The 26451-nt window shown below is 41.1% G+C and carries 22 protein-coding genes; 9 read left to right on the forward strand and 13 right to left on the reverse strand.

The window, feature by feature from the left end; translation table 11 throughout:
- Positions 1–40 precede the first annotated feature (40 nt).
- Positions 41–700, reverse strand: coding sequence for a carbonic anhydrase (locus HXT50_RS04305; RefSeq protein WP_004119757.1), 660 nt, complete (start codon positions 698–700; stop codon positions 41–43).
- A 227-nt stretch (positions 701–927) separates the two neighbouring features.
- The gene (locus tag HXT50_RS04310) at positions 928–3684 is read right to left on the reverse strand and encodes a phosphoenolpyruvate carboxylase (RefSeq protein WP_421777064.1); all 2757 of its coding nucleotides are present in this window, start codon (positions 3682–3684) and stop codon (positions 928–930) included.
- Positions 3685–3890: 206 nt separating this feature from the next.
- Between HXT50_RS04310 and HXT50_RS04315 the strand changes: the two genes are divergently transcribed.
- Positions 3891–5612 (forward strand): threonine/serine ThrE exporter family protein, encoded by a 1722-nt coding sequence (locus HXT50_RS04315; RefSeq protein WP_064340440.1) that lies wholly within the window; start codon positions 3891–3893, stop codon positions 5610–5612.
- Between the two features lie 98 nt (positions 5613–5710).
- On the opposite strand, the gene trpS is transcribed toward HXT50_RS04315, so the two are convergent.
- Positions 5711–6802 carry a tryptophan--tRNA ligase gene (gene trpS, locus HXT50_RS04320; RefSeq protein WP_004106132.1) on the reverse strand — a complete coding sequence of 364 codons (1092 nt, stop codon included), beginning with the start codon at positions 6800–6802 and terminating at the stop codon, positions 5711–5713.
- A 145-nt stretch (positions 6803–6947) separates the two neighbouring features.
- On the opposite strand from trpS, the gene HXT50_RS04325 reads away from it, so the two are divergent.
- Entirely contained in the window at positions 6948–7328 is a 381-nt protein-coding gene (locus tag HXT50_RS04325; RefSeq protein ID WP_004106131.1) for a DUF3073 domain-containing protein, read from the forward strand.
- A gap of 118 nt (positions 7329–7446) precedes the next feature.
- Here the strand turns inward: HXT50_RS04325 and HXT50_RS04330 are convergent, their stop codons facing one another.
- Entirely contained in the window at positions 7447–7863 is a 417-nt protein-coding gene (locus tag HXT50_RS04330; RefSeq protein WP_004106130.1) for a sterol carrier family protein, read from the reverse strand.
- Between the two features lie 237 nt (positions 7864–8100).
- Between HXT50_RS04330 and HXT50_RS04335 the strand changes: the two genes are divergently transcribed.
- Positions 8101–10590 (forward strand): glycogen/starch/alpha-glucan phosphorylase, encoded by a 2490-nt coding sequence (locus HXT50_RS04335; RefSeq protein ID WP_004106128.1) that lies wholly within the window; start codon positions 8101–8103, stop codon positions 10588–10590.
- A 200-nt stretch (positions 10591–10790) separates the two neighbouring features.
- On the opposite strand, the gene HXT50_RS04340 is transcribed toward HXT50_RS04335, so the two are convergent.
- Positions 10791–11000 carry a hypothetical protein gene (locus HXT50_RS04340; RefSeq protein ID WP_004106126.1) on the reverse strand — a complete coding sequence of 70 codons (210 nt, stop codon included), beginning with the start codon at positions 10998–11000 and terminating at the stop codon, positions 10791–10793.
- A gap of 161 nt (positions 11001–11161) precedes the next feature.
- On the opposite strand from HXT50_RS04340, the gene HXT50_RS04345 reads away from it, so the two are divergent.
- Positions 11162–11866, forward strand: a complete 705-nt coding sequence (locus HXT50_RS04345) for a rhomboid family intramembrane serine protease (protein WP_004106124.1) — start codon at positions 11162–11164, stop codon at positions 11864–11866.
- Between the two features lie 256 nt (positions 11867–12122).
- Positions 12123–13439, forward strand: a complete 1317-nt coding sequence (locus HXT50_RS04350) for a THUMP-like domain-containing protein (RefSeq protein ID WP_421777065.1) — start codon at positions 12123–12125, stop codon at positions 13437–13439.
- 56 nt (positions 13440–13495) lie between these two features.
- On the opposite strand, the gene crgA is transcribed toward HXT50_RS04350, so the two are convergent.
- Complete coding sequence (gene crgA / locus HXT50_RS04355; protein ID WP_004106118.1) at positions 13496–13888, reverse strand: cell division protein CrgA; 393 nt, start codon at positions 13886–13888, stop codon at positions 13496–13498.
- A 77-nt stretch (positions 13889–13965) separates the two neighbouring features.
- On the opposite strand from crgA, the gene HXT50_RS04360 reads away from it, so the two are divergent.
- Positions 13966–14721, forward strand: coding sequence for a DUF881 domain-containing protein (locus tag HXT50_RS04360; RefSeq protein WP_004106116.1), 756 nt, complete (start codon positions 13966–13968; stop codon positions 14719–14721).
- 45 nt (positions 14722–14766) lie between these two features.
- A complete protein-coding gene (locus HXT50_RS04365; RefSeq protein ID WP_004106114.1) occupies positions 14767–15873 on the forward strand; it encodes a class E sortase in 1107 nt (368 codons plus the stop codon).
- 401 nt (positions 15874–16274) lie between these two features.
- On the opposite strand, the gene pknB is transcribed toward HXT50_RS04365, so the two are convergent.
- Genes pknB through HXT50_RS04400 form a run of 7 tightly spaced genes read right to left on the reverse strand, consistent with a single transcriptional unit; the run spans position 16275 to position 25110 of the window.
- A complete protein-coding gene (gene pknB / locus HXT50_RS04370) occupies positions 16275–18278 on the reverse strand; it encodes a Stk1 family PASTA domain-containing Ser/Thr kinase (protein WP_004106112.1) in 2004 nt (667 codons plus the stop codon).
- A complete protein-coding gene (locus HXT50_RS04375) occupies positions 18275–19237 on the reverse strand; it encodes a serine/threonine-protein kinase (protein ID WP_004109538.1) in 963 nt (320 codons plus the stop codon). Before HXT50_RS04375 ends, pknB begins: the two co-directional genes overlap by 4 nt.
- Positions 19234–20700 carry a peptidoglycan D,D-transpeptidase FtsI family protein gene (locus HXT50_RS04380; protein WP_004106109.1) on the reverse strand — a complete coding sequence of 489 codons (1467 nt, stop codon included), beginning with the start codon at positions 20698–20700 and terminating at the stop codon, positions 19234–19236. The genes HXT50_RS04375 and HXT50_RS04380 overlap by 4 nt, the downstream gene beginning before the upstream one ends.
- Positions 20693–22174 carry an FtsW/RodA/SpoVE family cell cycle protein gene (locus tag HXT50_RS04385; RefSeq protein WP_004106107.1) on the reverse strand — a complete coding sequence of 494 codons (1482 nt, stop codon included), beginning with the start codon at positions 22172–22174 and terminating at the stop codon, positions 20693–20695. The genes HXT50_RS04380 and HXT50_RS04385 overlap by 8 nt, the downstream gene beginning before the upstream one ends.
- A complete protein-coding gene (locus HXT50_RS04390; protein WP_101885817.1) occupies positions 22171–23835 on the reverse strand; it encodes a PP2C family protein-serine/threonine phosphatase in 1665 nt (554 codons plus the stop codon). The genes HXT50_RS04385 and HXT50_RS04390 overlap by 4 nt, the downstream gene beginning before the upstream one ends.
- Before the next feature lie 3 nt (positions 23836–23838).
- Complete coding sequence (locus tag HXT50_RS04395; protein ID WP_004119723.1) at positions 23839–24375, reverse strand: FHA domain-containing protein FhaB/FipA; 537 nt, start codon at positions 24373–24375, stop codon at positions 23839–23841.
- Positions 24376–24408: 33 nt separating this feature from the next.
- Positions 24409–25110 carry an FhaA domain-containing protein gene (locus HXT50_RS04400; RefSeq protein WP_004119721.1) on the reverse strand — a complete coding sequence of 234 codons (702 nt, stop codon included), beginning with the start codon at positions 25108–25110 and terminating at the stop codon, positions 24409–24411.
- Between the two features lie 155 nt (positions 25111–25265).
- Between HXT50_RS04400 and HXT50_RS04405 the strand changes: the two genes are divergently transcribed.
- Both HXT50_RS04405 and mscL read left to right on the forward strand, forming a co-directional pair.
- Entirely contained in the window at positions 25266–26003 is a 738-nt protein-coding gene (locus HXT50_RS04405; protein WP_004106098.1) for a phosphatase PAP2 family protein, read from the forward strand.
- Between the two features lie 23 nt (positions 26004–26026).
- A complete protein-coding gene (gene mscL / locus HXT50_RS04410; protein ID WP_004106097.1) occupies positions 26027–26437 on the forward strand; it encodes a large conductance mechanosensitive channel protein MscL in 411 nt (136 codons plus the stop codon).
- The last annotated feature ends 14 nt before the right edge of the window (positions 26438–26451 follow it).

Below are 26451 nucleotides of genomic sequence, written 5' to 3' on the forward strand. Positions count from 1 at the left end.
ACGTATTAATAATTCTGTTAAAAATGCGACTACATGCTACTTAGCATGAAAGAACCTCTACCAAACCATCCTTCATTCTATACCTAGCACCAACTAGCATGAGGTTATCATTAAAAGCGGATTCACGAATAGTTTGAGATTTATTACATATTTCAGCAAGAATATTAGATACATGGATTCGTTCAATATCATCCGTGTTTAATTCTTCTTCAATACCAGCAAGTGCAGCAGGACCTAAAGAACGAAGCAATATTGACTCGCTAGACTCAATTATTTCGCTTGTTTCATCTTCGCCGTATTTAGAAACCAGCTTTTGCACATTCGGCAAAACGGCTTGCACAGCACCGCAATGCTCGTGCCCAAGCACAACAAGCACTTTTACTCCCAAATCGCTTACAGCGTATTCTAGCGAAGCTATTACAGCATCATCAAGCACTTCGCCTGCAGTGCGAACAGAAAAAATATCACCTAAACCGGCACCGAACACAAATTCTGGAGCAACGCGCGAGTCAGCACAGGAAAGAACAACAGCTCCAGGATGCTGACCTTCAACAAGAGATAATCTCGTTTCTTCACTAAGTCCATCACAATTTAATGAGCCTTCTGCAAACTTACGGTTACCAGCTAGCATCGCGCTCCACACAGATGTAGCCAAAAGTGAATCTTCTTCTAAAAGATCTTCTTTGACTGTCTCGTGCATTATTACCTCCTTGTATTGATGCGCTTGCGCAAAGGTGCCGAATACAAGCTATCAACAAATTTTAAAAACACTTCGACTTATAAAACATATTCTATCGTTACTGTGTTAAATAGAAAATATGCTATAAAAGCTAACAAAATTTATAAAATATGATTGTAAAAAGAAAAGCCAACGCACAGCTAATAAAGCAGCACGAAGGCTTTTCTTAATCATATAAACTTATAAAATCATCCAGTATTCTGCAAGCCTGCAGCAACACCAGAAACAGTGCAAAGAATAAGGTAGATGAACTCTGCCTGCTGGCTTTCGCTAAGCTCTTCTTTGTCTACCTTGTTGCGAAGCTTGTGCAATGCAAGCGACTGAATTACAGACAGCGCGTCAACATAAGGCGAGCGCACACGAATAGCCTGACCAAGCACGTGACGGTGCTGCAAAGGCCACTTGTCGTCAACAATTTGCAAAACCCACTTGCGAGTAAGCTGCATTTCTGAAAGTACTTTATCGCTCAAATCTTCACGATCTCCAAGGCTTAAGTACATGCGAGCAATACGCTCATCTGTCTTAGCCAAAGACATCTCGATATTGTCAATAAAAGTACTGAACAGCGGCCACTCTTCGTAAGCTCTGCGCAAAGTTTCCAAGTCACCAAACTTTTCGCAAGCCGTGCCCAAACCGTACCATGCTGCTAAGTTAATGCGAGCCTGAGCCCAGGAGAACACCCACGGGATTGTTCGCAAATCGTCCAACGACTTCGCACCCAAACCACGCTTGGCAGGACGAGAACCAATTGGGAGCAAGCCAATCTCGCTAAGCGGCGTAACCGTAGAGAACCATGGAGTAAAGTCATCCGTTTGCAGCAAATCAAGGAAGCGCTCATGAGCTGCAACATCAAGTTTTGCAGCCATATCTGCATACTTCTTCGTCATATCAGTGTTAGTTTTCTCAACACTTGGCGAAGACTGAAGCAAAGTTGCAGAAGCAACGGATTCAACGTGACGAATAGCAAGAATTGGATTGCCATATCGTGCGAAAATAACTTCGCCCTGCTCAGTAAGCTTGAAACGGCAGTTGACGGAACCAACTGGCTGCGCAAGCACTGCACGGTTTGCAGGACCGCCACCGCGACCAACAGCACCGCCGCGGCCGTGGAACAGTGTCAAATCAATATCATGCTTCTTAGCCCATTGAGCAATTCGCTCCTGAGCGGAATGCAAAGCAAGCGTTGCGGAAGTAGGACCAGCATCCTTGGAAGAATCCGAATATCCAAGCATAACTTCCATCTTGCGACCAGTAGCCTTAAGACGAGCTTGCACTTCAGGAATTTTAATAATCTCCTCAAGCACATTTACGGAATTCTGCAAATCTTCAAGCTGCTCAAACAGCGGAATGACGTCGATTGTTGGCGCATCCTGTGGATGAGCGAAAGCAAGACGATTTAGCTCAAATACGTCACGTACATGCTGAGCAGATTTTGCGAAGGAAATAATGTAGCGTCGAGCAGCGCGCATACCGTTGCGCTTTTGAATTGCTCCCAAAGCGCGGAACGTATCGAGTACTTCACGAGTCATTGGCTGAAGCGGACCGCGTTCGCCATGCAATCCATGTTCGCGAATATCTTCCAAAGCACGAGAATGCACGAGAGAATGCTGACGGAATTCCATTTCAACCATGTGGAATCCAAAGGTTTGCGCCTGCCAAATCAAATCCTGCAAAGGACCATATGCAGCACGAGGATCTCCGCCTTCTGCCAAAGAGCGTTGCACAATTTGCAAATCCTCAATGAAATCTTCGCAAGAATGATACATCAAATCCGTATCGCGGCTAATAGTGCGATGCAAACGGTCAGCCATTACAAGCATTACAGCACGATGCGGCTCACTGTTAGAAACATCCGAAGCGTTTTCTGTAAGCTGTTCGCTCATTTCGCGCTGACGATTCCACAACTCAAGCAACTCCACACTTGGAGGCGTTGTGCGCGTTTCCATAGTTAAGCATTTTCCAACTTTGCGAGTACGATTCTCCAAAGCCACAAGCACGTGATCGCTAAACTTTCGAGCGACTTGACGACTCACTTTAGCTGTCACATTAGGGTTGCCATCTCGATCTGAACCAATCCAGCTTCCTGGATGGAAGAATGCAGGGCAACGCGGAGGAACTAATCCAGCCTTCTTGCCAAGCAGCCAATCGTCAAATCGACGATACACGACTGGAATCGTGTCAAACAAAGTAGCGTCAAAAATGTCAAGAATAGTGTCAGCTTCTTCAACTGGAGTTGGCTTCTTCAAAGCAATCGGAGAAGTGCGAAGAAGCGCATCAATTTCGTTATAGAGACGACGATAATTTTCGCGCTTATCAGATCCGCCTAAACGATGATGTTCGCTTAATAATTGCGAAATTCTGCGAATTTTACCTGCAACGGCTTTACGACGAGCTTCGGTTGGGTGCGCAGTAAATACAGGATGGAACTCAAGCTTTGCGAGCAATTCTTTCGCTTCAGCAGGGCTCATTTCAGTAAGCAACTTGTGATAAGCACAAGTTAGTTCATTAACTGGATCAACCGGCAACGAATCTTCAACTTCACATTCACGCTGATGAAGTACAGAAACACGATAATTTTCCTCGCACAAATTTGCCAAGTGGAAATATGTTGCGAAAGCACGAGCTAAAAGCTGCGTATCGTGCAAATTCATTCCGTTGAGCTTGCTAACAGCTTTACTTAAGCCATCATCTGCAGTTACTTTTGCGTCTACCATTTGCGCAAAATGAGCTGCACTAGCTTCTACAGCATTCAAACGCACATCGTCGAATACTGCTAATAATTTTTCATCAAATTCGCCAAGAACATCGCGAAGAATATGCAAGCACAAATCCATGTCTTGCTTAAGTGATGCTGGAAGGTCACGCTCCTCTGGGCCTTTTCGCCCTAAACCAGACGTAACAATAGTTGCGTCTGCCGGAGTAACCTGCTGATTTTCTGTTGCCATCAGACCTCCTTACGCCAGACTAAGGTTGCTTGGTCGTCTGACTTCCGCGGCTCCTCCGCGGTTATGTAGGTCAGAAGTTGCAAGCCCACAGCCTTGTTTCCAGCGAGATACCAAGTTAATTGTGAAACTACCACCGGACGTAGTAAAGAATGCTGATTTATCAACAAAATATAACTCGGCAACGGGGTTGCGTATACTAAAAAATTGTGAGTACAGCAGAGAATAATATTGAGAATAATACACACAACAACAGCATCAACAACTGCGATTGCGATAAGCCTGAAATTCTTTCGACTGGTCATATAGTCGGAAAACCTTCTGGGCGTTTTCATACTCATGCTATTCCACTCGATATGGACGATGTTGAGCGAGATTGGGATAAGCCAGTTACGCAAGCAGGAATTGCTGCGAAATCGAGTATTATTATTCGCGTCGGTGCGCTCGGTTTAGGAGCAGGCACAGGAAGCTACCGAGTTCGCGAGCTTATGCACAGAATCGGCGAACCAATGGGTGTACATGTGCGCGCGGACGTGAATCTCACAGATATTGAAGCAACTTGTACTGATAAGCATGAGCGAATTACTGAAGTTGTAGATCTTCCAACCACAGGTGTTAACACTGAGCGCATTTGGCTTCTAGAACATTTTGCAGATTGGTTTAACGTCAAGCTTGGAAACGATTCTTTATATCACTCTAAAGCTGCTGTTTCTAAGGAATTAGTTGACACATTGCAAGCGAGCGACGACGAACATACCATTGTACAAACAGCTAAGCAGTCTGAAGAAAATGCTACTAAAATTGCAAAAAAGAAAGCGTTGCAAGAAGCTATAAAAAAAGAAAAACCACGCGGCATTTTTGCATTGCAGCCAGAAAGTGCTTACGCTGAACATTTTTCGCACGTAAACGCATCTAATAGTAATGACGAATCTAAAAATGATCATCCTCTTACAGTTAGGGAAGTACACGACCGTCTTGATTTGATTAAAAATAGGAAACCGCTATACAAACCGTGGTTTGCTGGTCTTGCTTCGGCAGTTGCTTGCGCATCCTTTGCGTTCTTGCTTGGCGGCGGCATTTACGACATGATTGGTGCTTTTATTGGAGCAGGAATCGGTCACTATATTCGTCGCAGAATGTTTATGAAGCATCTAAACCAGTTTGTAGTTACATTCGTAGCTGTTGCAATAGGTGCACTATCATGCATTGGGGCTTTACGTCTTATTGGCTTCTTTGACCCTAGCGCGCTCAATCATACAACTGCATATATTGGTTCAGTGTTGTTTGTTATTCCTGGATTCCCTCTTATTACAGGCGGCTTAGATATTGCAAAAATTGATTTCCCTTCAGGAATTCAACGACTGTGTTACACAATGGCGATTATTTTGATGGGAACTCTTGCAGGATGGACGGTTGCAAGCCTTGTACAGCTCAATCCTCAAGGCTTCCCTCCTCTCGGATTAAACCCTTGGCTTAACACAGTTCTTCGACTTATTACAGCTTTTGCCGGAGTATGGGGCTTCTCAGTGCTGTTTAATTCTCCACAACGCATGTGCATAGTTGCTGGCATTATTGGCGCTATTACAGATACTCTTCGCTTAACTATGACAGATTTTGGAGTTGCTGCCGAAATTGCAGCTTTCAGCGGTGCTTTATTGGCAGGTTTGCTAGCTTCTGCTTGGAGAACTATCGTTCGTCACGGATTAGCGCCTCAATATTTGGGTTATCCACGAATAGGTCTTACGGTTCCATCTATCGTAATTATGGTTCCTGGACTTTATATGTATCGCGCAATGTTTTATCTTGGTCAATTCCACACGCTTCCGGCGTTAGACTGGACTTTCCGCGCTTTCATGGTAATTATTTGCTTACCTATTGGTCTTGCTGTAGCACGCGTTATTACAGATAAAAGCTGGCGTTACGACGTGTGATGTTCTAAGTTTCAGCCCGTTAATTTTTAACAAAAAGCCGCTTACAAGTTTTCTTGCGAGCGGCTTTATTTTTTATTACTTTACTTATTGAAATTTAATTAATACTTCATTCCCATAGCATCTCGCACTTGGGAAAGCGTTTCTTCTGCAATAGCATTTGCACGCTTATTGCCGTCATGTAAAATGTCTCGAACAGTATCCATGTCTTTTGCAAGTTCTGCACGACGCTCACGGTGAGGTGCCAAGAAATTATTTACATTTTCAATTACGTAAGCTTTCAATGCGCCAGCACCAGCGTTGCCAATTTCTTCAGCAATCTCTTTAGGATCCCTGCCTGTAACTAAACCTGCGGTAGTAAGAAGCGCAGAAACTTGCGGACGAGTTACTGGATCAAAAGTAATCATCCTCTCAGAATCAGTTGGACTCTTCTTAATTAATTTGGCAGTTTCCTCGGCAGTAGCTCCGAGCATAATCGAATTACCGTAAGATTTGCTCATCTTTCGTCCGTCCAATCCTGGAATTTCAGGAGCATCAGACAAAATTGCTGCTGGCTCTGGGAACACTGGATTCTTTTTTGCGTATCTCTCATTAAAACGGCGCGCAATCGTACGAGTGATTTCAACGTGCGGCAAATTATCTTTACCGATCGGCACAACATTAGCTTTGCAAAACAAAATATCGCAAGCTTGGTGCACTGGGTACGTAAGGAGCAATCCGGTTAAAGCATGTCCAGATGATTCCATTTCCGACTTTACAGTAGGATTCCTGTGTAATTCTGCTTCTGTAACGAGCGAAAGGAAAGGCAACATAAGCTGATTTGCTGCAGGAACTGCGGAATGAGTAAATATCATTGTTTTTTCAGGATCAATTCCGGCAGCCATATAATCCAGCACTAAATTCAAAACATTATCTTCAATATGCTCAGTAGTGTCACGATCAGTAATTACTTGATAATCTGCAATAATAATATTAGTTTTTACTCCGCGCTGCTGCATTGCAACACGCTCACGAATAGATCCAAAATAATGTCCTAAATGCAAACGGCCAGTTGGGCGATCTCCAGTAAGCATAGTAAAAGACGAAGGGCTAGCTTTTAACTTTTCAAGCGTTGCATCTGAACGTTTACGCGCTGCAAGGAAGCTTGCGCTCATCTCATTACCAGCAGCTGTAACCTGTGCTTCTTCCGGCATTTTAGGCTCCTTAATTGTGCGTATTTTTACGCTGAAAATATGGCTTTTATGGTAAAAGTTTACACAGACAATATACTCGGTTGCGGTTAAGTGGTACGCTCTTGTGTGATGAACTGATTGTTACTTAATTTTTAGAGGGGGTCAGATGGGCCGCGGACGACAGAAGGCAAAGCAACAGAAAATTGCCCGTAAGCTCAAATACCTGACGACCGATACGGATTATGACGAGCTTGCTAAGGAACTTAATTCCAGCGAACCCGGACAAGGATCCTTCGATCCATTTGCGTCGAGCGAAAGCTATGAGGAAGATACATATCTTCCAGAAGAGAATGACACAGATCAAGAAAATGATGCCGTTGATGCTTCAAACGAAGATGATTTAGACGAGTATGCCAAGTGGGCTGCGGAAGCAGCTGCAAAAGCCGTTAGCAGCGAAAACTCTTCTACAAACTCGGGAGCGCACACGCCAGTGCATCATCATATCCCTATGCCAATTCCAAACTTCATACACAAACACGACAATTAAAAATTAAATTTTATTAAAATTATTTTATTTACGTATCCTGGGCATTCGAAATACTGTTTGCCCAGGATATTTGTAAATACATGCTGTAAATACGCAATTTAAGCTGCTTAAAGCCAACTTACAACGGCAAAATATCGCTTAAATCATCACGCTCGCCAATTGCACTTATGTTGCCAAAGTCCTGTTCCTGATGCCATTTAGTAACACCACTCGCTAATCGAAGCCATACTTTAGGCTCAAGTTCAATAACATCTGGCGGCGTGAGATTATGCGGATCCGAAGCTGGTCCTTCCAAAATTTTTACTGCACCAAAAGGCGCAACTCTTACTTCTACTGCACACCCAGGCACCTTATTTTCAAGAAGATATAGCGAATATCTAACTGCTAAAGCTTCGTCGCTTAAAGAGATATTTAAAATATTACTATTTATTTGCGTAGCTTCTACGCCATCGCCAAGTGCTTTAATAGCTGATTCGCGCCAGGATTGCCAAGCACATTGTCCTCGTTTTATATCTCGTTCAAGTATTACTGACATACTTTTTATTATCTTCTAAACAACCTACTTTCAGCAATATATTTGTATTAAGACGTTATATACAAATATTTAAAGGGGTTAGGTTGTGGTATTCTTGGGGTTATCGTGTGCATTCACATGCCTCTTGTAGTTATCTGCAAAGGTTATCTGCAAAATGGTGGTGGTTTAATTGTCTAAACACAAAGTTTTAGACTGCACACTTTTAGGAAATATATCAAACGGCACAAGGAGTCAAATATGACTAAACACGTCGCGCCGAAAGCCAAAACTACTGCGACGGCATTTGCCAAAGAACTTCAAGAGCACCTCAAGTACACCCAGGGTGTAACGCCAGAGCAGGCCACTACGGCAGATGTGTATGTTGCCGCTGCTACCGCAGTTCGTCGTCACTTGATGGACTCTTGGATGCAGACTCAGCATGACATGGTTAATGGCAACACCAAGGCTGTGGGCTATTTGAGCGCAGAGTTCTTGATGGGTAAGCAGCTTGAGAACGCTTTGTTGAACGCTGGTCTTACTGATCAATTCAATAAGGCTGTTACTAAGCTTGGCTTTGATCCAAAGGCTGTTATCGATGCTGAGTATGAACCAGGTTTAGGTAACGGCGGTTTGGGTCGTCTCGCAGCCTGCTTCATCGATTCACTCGCCTCTATTGGCGTTCCAGCATTTGGCTACGGCATCCAGTATCGTTACGGCATCTTCAAGCAGCGCTTTGATGAAGAAGGTAAGCAGGTTGAAACCCCTGATTACTGGCTTAGCAATGAAGAGCCATGGGGTCACATTGATTATGGTCGTGACCAGCGCGTCAACTTCGGTGGTGAAGTTGTAGAAGAAAACGGCAAGCGCGTTTGGAAGCCAGCTTGGTCTGTTCGTGCAGTACCAGTTGACTACATGGTTCCAGGTTATAATTCTGGTCGCGTAAACACTCTTCGTTTGTGGACTGCTAAGTCTTACGACGAGTTTGATTTGCTCACCTTCAACAAGTCCGAGTACTTGGACGCTGTTAAGCCACAGGTTGCAGCGGAAAACATTTCTAAGATTCTTTACCCAGAAGATTCCACTCCAGAAGGTAAGGCTTTGCGTCTTGAGCAGCAGTACTTCTTCGTAGCTGCTTCTATTCATGATGCTATCCGCGTATTCTACCCAGGTCAGGATAAGCCGGATCTCACCACCTTCCCAAGCAAGATTAACTTCCAGTTGAACGATACTCACCCAGTTATCGGCATTCCAGAGCTTATGCGCGTTCTTATGGACGAGTACGGCTACGATTGGAACACCGCTTGGGGTATCACCACCAAGACCTTCAACTACACTTGCCACACCTTGCTTCCAGAAGCTTTGGAAGTTTGGCCAGCCAAGCTTATCGGCGAACTTTTGCCACGCCACCTTGAGATCATTCAGGGCATTAGCGAGCAGTTCCGCAACGAGCTTCGCGGTAAGGGCGTTGCTGAGGATCAGGTTGAGCGCATGCGCATCGCTACCGACGCTGACGAAAATGGCGAAGGTGCTGTAGTTCGCATGGCTTACTTGGCTACCTACGGCGGTTCTTACGTTAACGGTGTTGCTGAGCTTCACTCTGAGTTGTTGAAGGATGTCACTTTGAAGGACTTCTCCAGCGTTTACCCAGATAAGTTCAAGAACGTTACTAACGGCGTAACTCCTCGTCGCTTCGTGCGCTTGAGCAACCCACGCATGTCTGCTCTTATCACTGAGGGCTTGGGCACCGACGCATGGCAGGGTGATTTGGAGCTTCTTGAAGGTTTGAAGCCATTGGCTGACGACAAGGCATTCGTTAAGAAGTTTGCCGAAGTTAAGAAGCAGAACAAGCTTGCCTTCGTTGATTTCGCAAAGCAGAAGTATGGCTTTGAAATCAACCCAGACACTATGTTTAACACCATTGTTAAGCGTTTGCACGAGTACAAGCGCCAGTCCATGAAGATCCTCCAGGTTATCTCCACATACGCTGGAATCAAGAATGGCACAATCGACGTTGACAAGATGCTTCCACGCACCGTGTTCTTCGGCGCTAAGTCCGCTCCAGGCTATGCTATGGCAAAGCTTACGATTCAGCTCATTAACAATGTTGCTCGCGTTGTAAACAACGATCCAGCATGCAAGGGCAAGCTTGCAGTGTTCTTCCCAGAGAACTACAACATTGAACTTGCTATGAACTTGATTCCTGCCACCGATTTGGATGAGCAGATTTCTCAGGCTGGTAAGGAAGCTTCCGGTACCGGTAACATGAAGTTCGCTTTGAACGGTGCTTTGACTGTTGGTACTCTCGATGGTGCAAACGTTGAGATTCGTGAGCGCGTTGGCGCTGAGAACTTCTTCCTCTTCGGCATGACCGTTGACGAGGTTGAGAAGCTCTACGCTGAAGGCTATGATCACGGCGGCTCCCGTAAGTACTATGAGTCTGATCCTCGCTTGAAGACTGCTGTGGATATGGTTGCTGACGGCACCTTCTCCAACGGCGACAAGAGCGTGTATGAGCCACTCGTTAACGATTGGCTTACCCATGATTACTTCATGGCAATGGCTGACTTCAGCTCTTACATGGATATTCAGGCTCAGATTGAGGAAACTTACCGCGATCCAATGAAGTGGGCTCGCATGGCAGTCTTGAATGTAGCCAACTCTGGTTACTTCTCTTCTGACCGCTCTATCGAAGATTACCTCGATCGCATTTGGCACACTGGTGCTCTTCCAACACCTGTTGCTGAGTAATTGAGTATTCTCTAATAGCAATACATAAAAAATAAAAGGCGGAGGCTGTTAATCAGTTTCCGCCTTTTTGTGTAGATTTTAGTTAAATTGCATGTAAGACAAACGCTTTTGTTTGCAACAATTCTTTAGTAATTACAAATAAAGGCGACTACGAATATACGCAATCGCCTTTATTTTGGACTGTATAAAGCAAATGTCACTTATGCCTCAGCGGCAGGAGTATCGTTAGCTTCTTTCTCTTCTTTTTCTAACCCTAGGTCAATTGGCGAAGAACTGTTCTCCCATGGTTCCTCCCAAGGGTCATAATCAGGATTATGCTGCTTGTACACATACAACGCAGCAATACCTGCGAGCAGTGCTCCGAAGAGCAGTGCAAAGAACTTCCAACCGCCAGAGGATCTGTTCTCCATGATGGCTCCTTTCCGGTTAAGCTGACCTGCTCGTCCAAGTCAACAATCTATACCGCTTTTTGTCGCGTAATAACTATCATAGTTGCTTTTCTTCAGAGTTGCATCTTTTTTAAATAATGTTATTGATTAAATTTGTGAAGTAAAACCGATATCATAAGCATATGCACAACTTTGATATTAAAAATATTTTAAATAATATAAGACTTCGTTTTAACACAACCACAGCCATTTTAGTATATTCATGCATTTTTATTTGGATATTGGAAATGGTACTAAACTTTGCATATCCAAATTATTATTCGACTCTAATAAGCTATACTGCGTTTCTTCCAATTACTGCGTTACAAACACCTTGGACTTGGTTCACATCAATGTTTGTTCACGCACCAAATTTAACCCATATTTTCTTCAATATGCTATGTCTTTGGTCGCTCGGAGTTGAATTAGAACGATTCTTCGGTAAATGGAAGTTTTTTGGATTGTATTTAATATCCGGCTTTGGCGGAAGCGTAGCTGATATCGTATGGTGCAAACTCACTAATAATTGGTTCGTTGCTTCATACGGTGCTTCGGGAGCTATTATGGGGCTTATAGGTGCACTTCTCGTAGCACAATGGCGACTAGGAGAAAACATGCGAGGAACAATTATTTGGATTGCTATTACTCTCGCTATGCCAATTATTGTACCTAATATCGCTTGGCAATCACACGTTGGAGGCTTAATTTCAGGTACTGCAATTGCAGCATTGCTCGGAGTACAAAATCCGCTACTTAAAAAAGCTTCGTTTAATACGCGTTTCTTAGTATATTTTGTATCACTATTTGCTATTCTCACTGCTTGTGCAATGTTTTGTTTGAAGGCATGATTTATTAAATTACACACGTGTAGTTTTCCACCAATGTGCACAGGATTGTGTATAAGTTGTGCCTAAATTGGTGACAACTATATAAGTTATCCACATAGTTAATCACAAACGTTGATAACTTGCCTTTTGTGAACCTGTGCACAAGTTTATAAGAGTTATCCACAATTTAAGTTTTTTGTGGACTAAACTATCAACTACATAATTTTAAAATTTACTTGCTCTAAAATTTTCTACACCTCCATAAGGAATGAGATTCATGTCTACACTTCAAGTTCCAAAAACAATAGAACCAGCAAACGCTTCTACACTCACTTTTATTAAAGAAAACGCACAATTGTCGCCAAGCAAAGCTGCTCTTAAAGCTCCACGCAACGCGAATATCGACATACCGTTTGCAATTAACCAAATAGCAGGTAGACAGATTGCGCAACAAAAACTGCCAAAATGGGCTTCCTGCAACGAAGTTATATACCCTGCGCATATTTCTATGGAACAGTGTTCTTCTCAATCAACAGCACAATACAAGGCAAATGTTGCAAAAGAATTACTCAACAAATTAAATTCAGAAAATTTTAGTAGCACACTTGTGGATCTTACTGGCGGCTTTGGCGTTGATTGCACAATAATGTCTGAAGTTTTCGATTCTGTTATTTGTATTGAACAGCAAAACGAACTTTCTAGCATTGCACATCACAATATGAATGCACTTGGTATTACAAACGTAAAGTGCTACAACAACAATAGCCTTGATGCACTCAAAAATATTCCTAAGTCAACGGTAATATACGTCGATCCAGCTCGCCGTAACAAACAAGGATCTCGCACATACGCTATTGAAGATTGCACTCCAAACGTATTAGATCTTAAAAATCAGTTGCTCGCTAAAGCAGAAATAGTGATTATTAAACTTTCTCCAATGCTTGATTGGCACAAAACAGTTAGTGATTTCAGTGGCAATGTAGAAGCCGTACATATAGTCGCACATAATAACGAGTGCAAAGAACTATTGATAATACTTAGTAACTCTCAGCACACAAAGGTACCAGTATATTGTGCAAACGATGATCAGATAACTGTTATACAAGCAACTTACAATACTTCAACAAATCAGGTGTCAATACAGCCTGAATCAAATGTTTTAAATAATAGAGAAGAAAATAATAAAAAAGATGAAAATTTAGATATAAATAACTGGCCAGAATGGTCGCAATACGTTTATGAGCCGAATGCAGCAATCATGAAAGCTGGCTGTTTTTCATTGTTAGAAACTCAATACAATATACAACAAATCAGTGCGAATAGTCATGTTTACGTATCGGAAGAATACTACTCAGAATTTCCAGGAAAGACATGGAAAATTGAAAATGTATGCAGCATGAATAAACGCGAAATAAAACAAACTTTTGCTGATATTACTCATGCAAATATTGTTACTCGTAACTTTCCAATACCTGTAGAAGCATTGCGCAAAAAATTAAACCTACAAGATGGCGGAAATACAAGAATTATTGCAACAACTGATAACAATAAAAATCACATACTTATTCGAGCAGTAGCAGCAACAAAAAAGTAGCTACGCAACATTTGCATAGCTACTTTTAAAACATATTAAACAGTTTGTTTTACAGACTAACGCCACCACATTGTCATAATGAATCCAGTCATTACTATTACTAATGCAATAACTAAATTCCATGCACCAATTCCAGGAATTGGAAGCACAGGGTTCAAATAATAAACAACAGCCCAAATTAATCCAACGACCATTAATGTGCAGAACAGCGGCACAAACCATGCAGCATTAGCTTTTGTGCCTTTAATGCTTTCTTCGACACGTCGCCTATTTTCAGCTTGTCTCTGCATCATTTGCTGAATCTGTGGAGAAAGCGTTGCTTTATCCGCAGTAGCATTCAACACTGCTTCAACTTCGTCCATAGGAACGCCATAAGTATTCTCATTTGACGTATCGCTCTTCTTTGCAGCGTCGTCAGCTGCAGTCGTGTGCAATTCTTCATCAGCCATAACTGTAACTCTCCAATCAATCGGCTACACGCTATAATAGTGGTTACACTCGAACGCGTGAAGGATGAAGATAAAATATGGCTAAGAGAACTGGGAAACATCGTGCTCAACACTCGCTGTTAAGCAGTTTTGCTGTTGCCGTTGCAGTATTTCTTACCGGCTATTTATTCGTTCTTAATTTGCGCGTAAACCGCTCTGCTTTTGTGACTTCTAATACGAGTCAAATGGTTGAAAGAAATTCGCAGCGCACAAAAAATTTACGAGAAGATATAAAATCTTTAGATTCTAAAATTAATTTACTTAATAAAACGCTCGGCAGCAGCACTAGTGAAGGAAAAGAATCTTCTGATACTGGAAGTAGTACCGTACTTCCAAAACTTGAAGGACCTGGAATTGTTGTAACTCTTAACGACTCTCCTCTATGGAAAGGCGCAGTTAATGGTTCCGGAACATCCGGAAATATTAATGATTACGTAATCCACCAGCAAGATATTGAAGCTGTAGTAAATGCTTTGTGGCGCGGCGGAGCAGAAGCAATAACTATTCAGGATCAGCGAGTATTATTTAACTCCGCAGTTGTTTGTATTGGTAACGTTCTTATGTTGCAAGGTCATCAGTACTCGCCACCGTATAAAATATCTGCTATTGGTCCAATGGATAGCATGGTTGATGCTCTAAACAATTCACCAGCCATACACACCTACAAGGAGTATGTAAGTTCGTTTGGATTAGGATGGAAAGTGGAGAAAAAGAATAATCTGCGATTCCCCGAAGCATCGGCCTTGTTGCAACCATTAAGGTACGCAACAGTTCCTAAAGTGCTAAACAAATAAAATATGTTGCAAAGTCTTCATACATCAATAAAGGAGTAGCACACTATGCAATCTGCTAATATGCAGGAAGGAAAAACGAAGCGTAGCAGCTCGAATTTCTGGTGGCAAGCCGCTGGAATTATTGGCGAACTGTTGATAGCTTTTGCAGTTATTTGCGCATTGTACATTGCATGGCAAATGTGGTGGACTGGAGAGCAGGCTGAGCACACTCAAGTAGAGGCGCGTCAAGCAATATCTTGGCAAAACCCAAAAACTGGCGATAAAACGAAGATTGCTTTACCACAGAATACTGACCCACCTGCTTTAAGCAAACCAAAGTCTGAAGACCTTGTAGCTCGTTTATACATACCACGTTTTGGAAATCAGTGGGAACGAAATGTTGTAGAAGGCATTACGCCAGACATCTTAAGCAAGCGTGGTTTAGGTCATTATCCAACCACACAAATGCCTGGCGCAATAGGTAATTTCGCAGTAGCAGGTCACCGAAATGGTTATGGTCAGCCATTGGGAGATGTAGACTTACTGAAGCCTGGCGACGCAATAGTAGTTCGTACAAAGGATTATTGGTTCGTCTATAAGTACACTTCTTACAAGATTGTTACACCAGATCACGGTGAAGTTATTGATGCAAATCCTGATCATCCTGGTGAGAAACCAACAAAACGTATGCTTACTCTTACAACTTGCGAACCTAAGTATACTGCTGCAACTCATCGCTGGATTAGCTACGCAAAATTCGCTTATTGGGCAAAGATTAGCGATGGCATTCCAAAAGAACTTTCTACTATTGATGAGCAAGGAAAAGTGAAGTTTATTAACAATGAGCAACAATCTCTAGTTTCTCATCTTTCTTCACTAGTGCCAGTTATGGTGGTTGTTTTATTAGTGTATGTGATGATTTTCGCAGCAGGAGCAATCGCTTGGCAATGGCCAGAACTTCGCGCTATTCATTCTGGATTAAAGAAAAAGCCTGATGCAAGCATTTTTGGCGGTCTTTTGCGCATACAACCAGGTATTACAGCGATTCGTTGGATTCTTTCGATTCTGATTTATTTCTTCATTGTATTAGCATTATTCCAGTGGATTTTCCCTTGGGCCGCATCTACAATTCCATTCCTTCAGCAGATGTCTAATTACTCAACAACTGTATGATAACGGGTTAAGTAGTAAGTTTTAAATATTCTTACGATTGCTTTAAAACTTACAAAATAAAAACATTTAAGGCGATTGCGTATGAAGTGCAGTCGCCTTTTGTTTATATTAATAAAATAAAAGCCTATAGAAACACATAAAATAACGCATTGCTATAAAACTATGTCTAAATAAACAAACATATCTTAAACAGCTATTTTTTCGTTTTATCACATACTTTGCAACCTAATATAAGTCTATTTTTGCAGATCTATTTTCACGCATCAATTTTTATAAGTAATATATGGATTTTATTAGAGATACAAACATTAGAGATACAAAAATGCTGCTTGCTCTACTTTTCTTGTAGAACAAGCAGCATATACATTATTTTTACAGACTTAATCTAACACAAATCTAAATCAGTCTGAATCAGACGAAGAACCAAGGCTTGGACGTGTAACTAATGTAATCGCTTTGCCCTTCTCAACCTTGCTTCCTGCTTCCTCAGACATGCTCATGACTATATCGTCATCTTTTGCCATTGAATCAGATACTACTCTCAAACCTTTTGCTTCAAGTATTTTCTTCGCCTGTTTGAAGGTAACAGTACCAAGATCTATACTAGGAACTTCAACTTTCGAAGCACCTTGAGAAACGTACACAGTAATAGAGCTGTGTGGTTTAACAGAGGAACCAGACGACGGATTTAGTCGAGTTACAGAACCTTCAGGCACATTATCTGAATCTTCCTTAACTACATCCGTAGTAAAACCAAAATTCTCTAATTGGCTAACCACAATGTCTTTGCTTTGACCAACAAGACCGTCAGGAATTTTAGTTAAGCCGGATGCAATATATAAAGTAATTAATGTACCCTTATCAGCAAACGAATCTGCGTCAGGATCTGTGCGAGTTACATGATCTTTCTTAATATCTGCACTATCTTCTACTCGAACATTAGCAATCTTAAACCCAGCACGCTCAAGCATTTTACGAGCAGCTTCTTGCGTTTTACCACTTACATCTGGCACGCGAGTTGATTGTGGTCCAACCGAGAACCATACAGTCACCTTGGATCCAGAAGCAACATGCTCACCTCCACGCGGTGATTGCTTAGTAAAAGTTCCCTCAGGTTGAGAAGAATGATCATCTTCACGAATATCTGGAACCAAACCAAGTGCACGCAACTTTTCACGAGCAGCATCCTGCGTTGTTGTCTCCATAAATGTTGGAACTACAACATCTCCAGTAGCACGACTTCGGTTGAGCATAAACAGCACACCCAGAAGAACTAATACTGTTACTAATACTCCAACTATAGATCCGATTACTACTCGTTTACGACGTTGCGCTTGCATTGTTGCTCTTTGTGACGCGCGCGTGCTAGGAGAAAATGCAATATTTGCAGATTCAACTTGACCAGTAATAGGATTAAACGATTGAGTTGCAGCACCATCTGTCATGCCCATAGCCATAGTTGCAGCATTCTGTTCAGCCTGCTTACGCGCCTTCATATTAGCTAAATCAGTCAATGGATTAAACGCTGCTGCAACAGGCACTCCACCGTTCATAAACGCTAGAATGTCATTCTTAAACTCTGATGCTGTGGCATATCTATTTTGTCTATCTTTTGCCATTGCTTTAGCACAAATCTTGTCCCACATAGCAGGCATGCCTGGAACAAGTGTGCTAAGAGGTGTCGCCACTTCCGAAACATGCTGATATGCGATGGCAACAGCTGAATCTCCAATAAAAGGAGGACGTCCAGTTAGCATTTCATACAGCACACACCCTGCAGAATACAAATCAGAGCGCATATCTACTTGTTCACCACGAGCCTGCTCTGGAGACAAATATTGTGCTGTTCCAACAACACCTTGAGACTGTGTCATAGTTGTTGCAGAATCATCAAGAGCTCTAGCTATTCCAAAATCCATGACTTTTACTAAGCCTTGTTCAGAAATCATAATATTTCCAGGCTTAATATCGCGGTGAATAATACCCATTCTGTGCGAATACTCTAAAGCATTGAGCACGCCAAGCATAACTTGTTCAGCGTCTCTCTGACTTAAAGCTCCATTCATTTTTAGAATATCGCGTAATGTTTTACCTTTAATGTATTCCATTACAAGATACGGTAAACGCTCTTCTAAGCCATTTTCTGCTATAACAGATTCTTCTCCAGAATCATAAATATTCACAATATTAGGATTGTTCATCTGCGCAATGGCATGCGCTTCCCTGCGGAATCGCGAAAGGAAAATCTCATCGTTCGCTAAATCGGAACGCATAATTTTCACAGCAACTGTACGACCTAAGCGCTTATCAACAGCAACACGCACTTCTGCCATGCCGCCACGGCCAATAAGCTCCCCTAATTCGTATCGACCATTCGCTAATGAGGTGGGCATTGTGGTATTCATTGCTGCTCCTTGCGATCATTGGTATTAAAAATATTAATAATATTTACTTGGTTTTGCGGCATACTTTTAATACATCTTCGTTGTCGCAAATTTGTAGAAAGTACTCCTGTTGTATTGTTGAAGGCTGTTTCTTGATCTAGCAGTCTGCGCTCAATACGAGATAATACTTTCGACACGACTAATGCATCTTTTGGACGATCTTTTGGATTCTTTGCAAGCATAGACATAATAAACTGTTGCAATTGCAAATCAACATTTTCTGGCAAAGGTGGCACAGGATCATTAACATGTGCAGCAGCAATATCTACCGGCGTTGCTCCAGTAAATGGACGATGTCCACACAAGCCTTCATATGCCACAACACCTAACGAATAAATATCAGATTGTGCAGTAGCTTGCTCACCTTGCGCTTGTTCTGGAGAAATATATTGAGCTGTTCCAACTACCATGCCATCTTGAGTGATTTGTTCTTGGTCGCTGGAATATGACACGCCAAAATCTGTGATTTTCACATTGCCAGTATCAGAAACCATAATATTTGCAGGTTTTACATCGCGATGAATTACACCATGAGAATGAGCTACAAAAAGCCCTCGAGCTGTTTGAATAAGAATAGGAAGTAACTTAGTAGGATCAATTATTTTTTCTTTATGATACAAATCTGCCAATGATTTACTTGGCACATATTCCATAATTAAGAATCCAATACCATCATGCTCATAATAATCAAATAATGCTGCAATATTAGGATGCGCTAAATTGGCAGAATTATGCGCTTCAGCACGAAGACGACGTAATTTTGCTTCAACGTTTACGGTATCTGTGCGTAACGCCTTAATGGCAACAATTCGCCCAAGTTGAATATCAAAGCCTTTCCAAACTTCTCCCATACCGCCTTGAGCAAGGCGGCGATCAAGTCTATAACGATGATGAACTAACTGTCCTTCAACGAGTTTCATTGTTTAAGCGCCTCCTCCATCACTTGTCGCATAATAGGTCCTGCCGCGTAACTACCAAATGTACTTGTGTTATGTACTATAACTGCTATAGCTATTCTAGGATTTTCAGCAGGAGCAAATCCAATAACCCAACCATTAGCAGCTTGATTATACATTCCAATCTGTGCAGTACCTGTTTTAGCAGCAACATGAATATTAGGTAAAGCAAGATTAGGATTTTCTTTTGTAACAACAGCCTGCATCATAGAAGTTAATTTAGATGCACTGTCACTACTCATTACTTGGTTCATAACGGTTGGTCTAGTTTGTGACAATACTGACAAATCACTAGATCTTACACAATCAACAAGAGTAGGCTTCATCAATGTTCCATTATTTGCAATAGCTGCCGCAATCATAGCATTTTGCAAAGGTGTAACCTTAGCATCACCTTGACCTATTGATTCCAGAGCTAGTCTATCTGGAGTTGGCTTAATAGAAAAAGTAGATTTCACGGATCGCATTGGGAATCCAGTAGAATCAGAACCATCAATAGACAGCGAATCGAAGAATCCAAACTTTCTTGCTTGCTTTACAATTACGTCAGATCCTAAAGAATTACCCAATTGAGCAAAAGCAGTATTAGACGAATATGCTAAAGCATCCTCAAAAGATATTTTTCCATCAACGCCATTCGCTTGGTAAGTGACATTTGTAAGAGACGTCTTGGTTCCAGGCAAAACATAGCTCGCACCAGCAGGTATTTTCGTATCAGGCTTGTATTTTCCAGATTCTAATGCTGCTGCTGCAACAACAGTTTTGAACGTAGAGCCAGGAGCATAAAGCTCAGAAACAGCACGATTCAGCATAGGATTTGACACATCTGATGTTATTCTCTCATACGATTTATTTACTTCATTAATATTGTGAAGAGCAAGATCATTCGGATCATAACTTGGAGTGCTTACCATGGCGCGAATTCTTCCGGTTTTTGGCTCAATTGCAACTAAAGCTGCGTCTTTGCCTTTAAGAAGATTGTAAGCAAGATTTTGCAAGCGTGAATCAATTGACGTCTCTATAGAAGCTCCGCGATTAGTTGCTCCAGTAAATAATGAACGGAATTTTTGCCAGAACAGAGCGTCTGATTCTCCACTTAATAAGCTATTGCGAGAAGCTTCAATTCCTCTATCTGCACGCTGGCTAATAGAAAAATATCCAGTAACTGGAGCATATACTAATCCGTTAGAATACTGACGTTGATACACAAAAGCATCTTTAGATGGTTCAGATTTCGCTATAACTGTGCCATCTGATGTAAGTATTGCTCCACGTGGAGCACCAAACTCATGGTATAAAGCTCTGCGATTTCGAGGATCAGAATTTAGAGCATTCGCTTTAATAGAAGTAATAATTGTACTTGAAATACCAAGTATTACAAAAAGTACCAATACTGCAGTAAAAAGTTCTCTAAGACTTTTATTCATTGTTATCACCTCTCTCTGAAGAGGAAATAACAGCAGAAGCATCTATATTATTTTCATAATCTGTATTGTTATATTCGCTATTATTTGTATTCGTATTAGCTCGCTCTCGCAATTCACGCTCGCGCAACGCTGCTAAGGCAGCGTATTGGAAAGTATCTGAAACAGGAGCAGATTCAGGTTTATTTGCAGCGTGAGAAATAACAATAAGCAAAGATGCAAGCAAATAATTTGCCACTAAAGAAGAGCCTCCAGCTGCCATATACGGCAAAGTTAAACCGGTTAATGGAATAACCAAAGTAATTCCACCAACAACAGTAAACACTTGGAAAGCCATAGTAAAAACAAGCCCTGAAGCTAATAATTTTCCAAAGCCATCTTTAATTTTCATTGCAGTAATCATTCCAGATGCAATAATAATTAAATACAAAACCAATACGGCTAGAAGCCCAGTAAGACCAAGCTCTTCACCAACAGAAGCATAAATAAAATCAGAATTAGCTAGCGGTGTTATAGAAGGATGACCTTGTCCTAAACCTGTTCCGGTTGTTCCTCCAGCAGCCAAACCAAACAATCCAGATACAATTTGCGCTGAGCCACCAGGGAAACGATTATAGACCGCATTATCAAATGGATGAAGCCACGAATCCACACGATATTGCACATGTGCGAATAACTTTACTGCCATCAAGCATCCAGCTACAAAAGCAATACCTCCAACAGCAATCCACCCTCTGCGACCTGTTGCAACATACAACATTGACACAAACATTGCGAAGAACATCAATGACGTTCCAAGATCATGCTGAATAACGAGCACGCCCATTGATGCGGCCCATACTAAAGCAATAGGTCCCATGTCTTGTAAGCGAGGAAGGTGAATTCCCAAAACTTTATTTCCACCTACAGCAAGTCGATCACGATGATTAAACAGATACGCTGCAAAGAAGAACGACAGGAAAAGCTTAGCAAACTCTCCTGGCTGCACTGTGTGATCACCAAAACCTATCCAAATTCTTGCTCCACCAATTTCTTTACCTAATCCAGGAACCATAGGTGAAAGCAAAAGAATCAAGCCTATGACCATATTCACATAAGAAAAACGCCTTAAAATGCGATAATCATTCAAAAGAATAACGAAAATAATTGATAATACCAGTGCCGCACAAATCCACACCATTTGTTTTATTGCAACATTTGTATTATTTTGCCTATCAATTCTAGCTATAAGAACTGTTCCAATTGCAGTTAAAAGCATAATACAAGGTAAAATAGCTTGACTTGCATATGGCTGTTTAACAAGAAGAACACCCCAAAATACGAAAAACAGTGCCATAACGAGAATCAACATTGCTGCATAATTAGCAGAAATATAACCGTCAATACGGAAAAACATCTGTAAAAATGCCATGCCAGAAAGCAACGTTGCAAAAAGCAACAATGCTATCTGTCTGATACGCGTAGCAATCATATTCATGAGGTTTTACCCCCCTGCTTCGCATTATCTTTATTTTTATTTATTTTATTTTCTAATTTCTTTTGATTCTGTTCATTAAGTTTTTCTTGTTCTCGTGCACGCATTTCTCGACGAATTAACGAAGCATGACCACGAGCCTCAACTAAGCTGCCAAAACTAATGCCTTCTTTTAATTGATCCTGCCAAGATCTATCTAGTTTATTAACAGGGATGTCAGTAGATTCCACTTCATGAGATAATGCAATACCGAAAATATTTGTTGGCACTCCTTGGTAGATAACAACTTTGTTACTGTCTTTTCCAATATAATATTGCGTTTGAGTCCACGCATATACTCCGTAGCCTACTCCAGAAATAACAAATAATACTAACAATATTCCCAAAGATATGCCTATGCGAGTCCACCTGCGCCTCAATGAATGAGCACGATGTGCCTCATCCTGCTCATGTTTGACAGCACGAGCAACATCTGGATCATGAGGATCCGTTGAAACTTTACCATTCTTTTTTTTGACTATAGGAATCTCATTAGTGTCAGGTGTATGTAATTCTCCAACTTCTTCACGAATGTGTGAAGGTTGCACAATTCTTGTAATAGATATTGTTCCTTCATCTGGATTTTTAGAATTATCATCATCTTGAGCTAGCGCGGCTGCTCGTTGAGCTGGTGAATTCTTATCTTCGCGCAATGCCGGTGCTGAAGCTACTGCTTTATTTACGATATCTGCAATTGACTCGAGATCCTTACTTGCAGCTCCTCCAATAAGTGGAGTTTGATGCGGAAGATCAAATGCATCAGCATCAAGTGCAAGCGTTGCATCTGCAATAACGGCTGTAACATTATCTGTACTACCAGCACGAAGTGCCATAGATACTAATTTTTGAGCGCATTCTTCTTGATTAGAAATACTACTCATCACATCTTGAATAGTTGAATCTTCAAGAACTCCACACAATCCATCAGAGCAAAGAAGCCAACGGTCAGAAGGATGAGCTGAACGCAAAGCAATATCAGGACGAGGATCTATATCAAAATCACCTAATACTCGCATAACAACATTTCGTTGAGGATGATTTCGCGCTTCTTCAGGCGTAATATGACCTGTATCAATCAAATGCTGAACATAACTATGATCAGTAGTCATGCGCATAAGATGATTATCTCTTAGTAGATACGCTCTAGAATCACCTAAATGAGCCAGAACCCAGTATCCTCTTACAAGAGTTACTGCAGTCACTGTCGTTCCCATTCCAGCAAGACGGCGCTCACGCTTAGCTTTACCAACAATCGCATCATGAGCAGCCATAATCGATGTTTCCATCATTGAAGAAACAGTTTTAACATCATGCGGTCTTGAATCTTGTTCAATATGTGCAAGAGAACGAATCGCTATAGTAGAAGCTGTATCTCCTCCAGCATGACCACCCATTCCGTCGCAAATTGCAGCTAAATGTTCACCAGCAAATGCAGAATCTTGATTATTACTACGAACAGTTCCAACATCACTGACAGCCGTAGCATACATAAAAAGTATTTTTTCTACAGAATTTGCGCGATTTTCTTTAATATCATTTTTATCTGTTATAGATGATATTTTTTCTATTTGCCCAGTAACTGCGGTCTGAATTTCTTCTTCGTTATTTGAATTGATTTGTTTCATTTGTTACCTCAATTCAAACATTGTTGCGCCGATTCGCACAGAAGTACGCGGAGCTAATATAACAGGCTCAGTAACACGATTATGACCAATCATGGTTCCATTTGTGCTGCCTAAATCTTCAAGAACCCAAGAATTAACTGATTGATTAAAATAAACACGAGCATGGTGTGAAGATACAAATTCATCGTTTAAGACGACCGTATTAGAAGCAGCACGACCAAGAGTCACACCAGCAGCGTTCAATGGGAATGAAGATCCTGCCAAAGGTCCATCAATAACAACTAACAAAGTTGGAGAACCGGATGTATTTTCTTGATTTTCTGCTTTGGTAAATACTGGCGTCTCACGCACTTGCATGACTTGTGAAAACTTTGCTTCACGAGAATTACGACGAGAACTTTTCTTCCAAAAACGAGATTTTTTAGGACTAAATACTTCAATATCGCAGCGAAGCGAACGGATAGCGCACCATACAAAAATCCAGAGTAAGACTAGAAAGCCATACTTAAGTATTGCAAACGTTAATTCAGTGAACATCATGCGCGTTATCGTCTCCTAGCTCGGAAATACTTACTACTCCTGGTCTTGAGACGATGCCCAATAAAGAATACGCGTACGACCAATAGTAATAGTGTTGCCATCAACCAATGTTGCTGCAGGAACCTGATGACCTTCTACATATGTACCATTAGTAGATCCAAGATCACGAGCAATAACACCGTCAGGAGTTATATCAATACCAAGATGATGACGAGAAATACCTGGATCATCTATTACAATATCGCAACCAGACCCACGTCCTAAAATAGTACGATCCTTTGTAAGCAGGTACTGGTTACCATTAATTTCAAGCATAGGGTGATTTTGTTGCTGATCGTCTGTGGTAACAGGAACAGCATTACCCTGAACAGATTCAGATGTCAAATGGAAATTACCTTTAGTTAATTCCAAATCCTCTTCAAAAATAACAACTACAGGTCCTACGAAAGCATAATGCTGACTCTTAGCATATTGAGTAAGATTATCTGCAAGCTCATTAGCTAATGCCTCACTGCCCCATTGTTCAATATGATCAAAATCAGGCGTACTCAGCTTAAAACGATACTCATTTGGAGCAACTGTGTGATCTCTGCCAATAGGCATGGCTTCAGCGTCAATTTCACGTTCCAAAGCACTCGAAAAATCGACTGGCTGCAAATCTTTGGAGCCGAATTTTGCGAAGACGCCGTTCATTGCACCTTCCACGCTCTTCTCAAATCGGTCAAACACGCTCATGGTAAACCCTTTCTATCTGTTCATCATAGTACTCGTCACCGGGTACGGTGTTCAACTACCACACGCTTTTCTTCTAATATATTTTCTTTTTTATACATATTATTTCGTACTCTCCAACGTGCATTTACATCATTGTGCGTGTAATCTTAACAAGTATGATGCAGAAAAATAACAGTAATCACAGCGGATTATCGGTTTTCACTAGAAATTCCGCTACTATTTTTACACTATTACTCGCAGTTGTTATTCCGTGCTTAGGAAAAGCACTACTAGTTACGAGTAAAGAGCGCACTTATGAATCATCCATAGTCTCCTGGTTCCACAAGAGTGTTCCCTCTGTAATTCTCAGTATTTCAAAAATATTAGCTTTAGTTTTTTCAACTAAGGGTTGCATAGCAATACTTGTTTTATTAGCAGCGCTTTCATTATTTATAAATAAAAATTGGAAGATGACAATAATTCAACTTTTAATTTCGCTTCTTCCTATGATTTACATTTTTGCAGTTAAATTTGCTGTAAATCGTCCGCGTCCGTACATTGGTTTGAATATTAAATTACCACCTGATCCAAGTTTCCCAAGTGGTCATACTTCAGCAGCTGTAGCAGTTTGCGTTATGGCAATGTTAATTCTTTACATTAATAAACCATCGTCAGTTCAATTTGGATTACTTTTTAGCGCAATTCTTGTTGTTATAGTTGCTGTTTCACGTATTATTGTCGCTGCTCATTTCCCTACGGATGTATTAGCTGCAGCAATTATATATCCACTACTTTCTGTTACAATTTTGCGCTCGTTCCAGCGACATAATTTATATATTGACAACAGAAATGATGACAAATCTACTTACGAAGAACAAGTACTAGATTCTAACTCACAATCTAATATTCAATAATGTATAAAAGGAAGAAAATACTAATGATAAAAGGATTTAAAAAATTTATTTTACGAGGCAGCGTAATCGATATGGCTGTCGGTGTTGTTATGGGTAGTGCAGTAACTGCAGTAGTAACAACGATAGTTAATTATATTATTAATCCTCTTATCGCAATGATTTGCGGAAAGCCAGAACTTAATGGCGTTCTAACTATTAGTATGAATGGTGCAACAATTTCTTTTGGCGCAGTAATTGGAGCATTATTGAATTTCCTTATTGTTGCTACAGCAGTTTATTTCTGCATTGTTTTACCTATTAATAAATTACGTGAAATTGGTGCAGATTTGTTGCAAATTGAACATGAAAAAACTGAAGAAGAAAAAAGAAAAGAGCGCGAAGAAAAAACTATTCAACTGTTACAAGATATTCGTGACGAACTAGTAAAACGCTAATTTCTTATTTTTCT

The sequence above is a fragment of the Gardnerella sp. KA00243 genome (assembly GCF_049244105.1).
Lineage (GTDB): Bacteria > Actinomycetota > Actinomycetes > Actinomycetales > Bifidobacteriaceae > Bifidobacterium > Bifidobacterium leopoldii.

What these genes read in the sequence shown, in the direction of transcription:
- HXT50_RS04405 (WP_004106098.1), top strand. Translation starts at nt 25,266, where the DNA reads ATGATGCAGAAAAATAACAGTAATCACAGCGGATTATCGGTTTTCACT.
- HXT50_RS04385 (WP_004106107.1), bottom strand. Translation starts at nt 22,174, where the DNA reads ATGAATATGATTGCTACGCGTATCAGACAGATAGCATTGTTGCTTTTT.
- HXT50_RS04350 (WP_421777065.1), top strand. Translation starts at nt 12,123, where the DNA reads ATGTCTACACTTCAAGTTCCAAAAACAATAGAACCAGCAAACGCTTCT.
- HXT50_RS04395 (WP_004119723.1), bottom strand. Translation starts at nt 24,375, where the DNA reads ATGATGTTCACTGAATTAACGTTTGCAATACTTAAGTATGGCTTTCTA.
- pknB (WP_004106112.1), bottom strand. Translation starts at nt 18,278, where the DNA reads ATGAATACCACAATGCCCACCTCATTAGCGAATGGTCGATACGAATTA.
- HXT50_RS04400 (WP_004119721.1), bottom strand. Translation starts at nt 25,110, where the DNA reads ATGAGCGTGTTTGACCGATTTGAGAAGAGCGTGGAAGGTGCAATGAAC.
- HXT50_RS04305 (WP_004119757.1), bottom strand. Translation starts at nt 700, where the DNA reads ATGCACGAGACAGTCAAAGAAGATCTTTTAGAAGAAGATTCACTTTTG.
- HXT50_RS04335 (WP_004106128.1), top strand. Translation starts at nt 8,101, where the DNA reads ATGACTAAACACGTCGCGCCGAAAGCCAAAACTACTGCGACGGCATTT.
- HXT50_RS04310 (WP_421777064.1), bottom strand. Translation starts at nt 3,684, where the DNA reads ATGGCAACAGAAAATCAGCAGGTTACTCCGGCAGACGCAACTATTGTT.
- HXT50_RS04375 (WP_004109538.1), bottom strand. Translation starts at nt 19,237, where the DNA reads ATGAAACTCGTTGAAGGACAGTTAGTTCATCATCGTTATAGACTTGAT.
- crgA (WP_004106118.1), bottom strand. Translation starts at nt 13,888, where the DNA reads ATGGCTGATGAAGAATTGCACACGACTGCAGCTGACGACGCTGCAAAG.
- mscL (WP_004106097.1), top strand. Translation starts at nt 26,027, where the DNA reads ATGATAAAAGGATTTAAAAAATTTATTTTACGAGGCAGCGTAATCGAT.
- HXT50_RS04360 (WP_004106116.1), top strand. Translation starts at nt 13,966, where the DNA reads ATGGCTAAGAGAACTGGGAAACATCGTGCTCAACACTCGCTGTTAAGC.
- HXT50_RS04325 (WP_004106131.1), top strand. Translation starts at nt 6,948, where the DNA reads ATGGGCCGCGGACGACAGAAGGCAAAGCAACAGAAAATTGCCCGTAAG.
- HXT50_RS04340 (WP_004106126.1), bottom strand. Translation starts at nt 11,000, where the DNA reads ATGGAGAACAGATCCTCTGGCGGTTGGAAGTTCTTTGCACTGCTCTTC.
- HXT50_RS04330 (WP_004106130.1), bottom strand. Translation starts at nt 7,863, where the DNA reads ATGTCAGTAATACTTGAACGAGATATAAAACGAGGACAATGTGCTTGG.
- HXT50_RS04380 (WP_004106109.1), bottom strand. Translation starts at nt 20,700, where the DNA reads ATGAATAAAAGTCTTAGAGAACTTTTTACTGCAGTATTGGTACTTTTT.
- HXT50_RS04345 (WP_004106124.1), top strand. Translation starts at nt 11,162, where the DNA reads ATGCACAACTTTGATATTAAAAATATTTTAAATAATATAAGACTTCGT.
- HXT50_RS04390 (WP_101885817.1), bottom strand. Translation starts at nt 23,835, where the DNA reads ATGAAACAAATCAATTCAAATAACGAAGAAGAAATTCAGACCGCAGTT.
- HXT50_RS04365 (WP_004106114.1), top strand. Translation starts at nt 14,767, where the DNA reads ATGCAATCTGCTAATATGCAGGAAGGAAAAACGAAGCGTAGCAGCTCG.
- trpS (WP_004106132.1), bottom strand. Translation starts at nt 6,802, where the DNA reads ATGCCGGAAGAAGCACAGGTTACAGCTGCTGGTAATGAGATGAGCGCA.